General features: G+C 51.8%; 4 tRNA genes and 1 rRNA gene. All 5 read left to right on the top strand.

The window, feature by feature from the left end:
- Positions 1–86 (top strand): 5S ribosomal RNA (gene rrf / locus KNP93_RS15565); the annotation flags it as partial.
- Positions 87–95: 9 nt separating this feature from the next.
- Positions 96–171, top strand: a tRNA-Val gene (locus KNP93_RS15560).
- Between the two features lie 15 nt (positions 172–186).
- Positions 187–262: transfer RNA gene (locus KNP93_RS15555), tRNA-Thr, on the top strand.
- Positions 263–323: 61 nt separating this feature from the next.
- A tRNA-Leu gene (locus KNP93_RS15550) sits at positions 324–410 on the top strand.
- A gap of 30 nt (positions 411–440) precedes the next feature.
- Positions 441–514, top strand: a tRNA-Arg gene (locus KNP93_RS15545).
- The last annotated feature ends 15 nt before the right edge of the window (positions 515–529 follow it).

Raw genomic sequence — 529 nt, 5'->3', positions numbered from 1 at the left:
GTTCCCATGCCGAACACGGAAGTTAAGCACTTGAACGCCGAAAGTAGTTGGGGGCTTCCCCCTGTGAGGATAGGACGCTGCCAGGCGATACATATGGAGGATTAGCTCAGCTGGGAGAGCATCTGCCTTACAAGCAGAGGGTCGGCGGTTCGATCCCGTCATCCTCCACCATTTTTTATTACACTTGCCGGTGTAGCTCAGCTGGTAGAGCAACTGACTTGTAATCAGTAGGTCGCGGGTTCGACTCCTGTTGCCGGCACCATTTTCACCTTAAATATCATCATCGACCTTGAAAAAGTGTAGATGCTACCTTTTAACACCCTGCCGGGGTGGCGGAACTGGTAGACGCACAGGACTTAAAATCCTGCGGGGGTTTCCCCGTGCCGGTTCGATTCCGGCCCTCGGTACCATTTAAATTTCACTGTTTGATTAATTACCCCGCACCCTTAGCTCAGCTGGATAGAGTACTTGACTACGAATCAAGGGGTCGGGAGTTCGAATCTCTCAGGGTGCACTTTTCGGGAAGTAG

This window comes from Exiguobacterium sp. s166 (assembly GCF_018618855.1).
Classification (GTDB): Bacteria; Bacillota; Bacilli; order Exiguobacteriales; family Exiguobacteriaceae; genus Exiguobacterium_A.
Note: the sequence above shows the minus strand (reverse complement) of the source record. Positions and strands in the feature narration are given on the sequence as shown.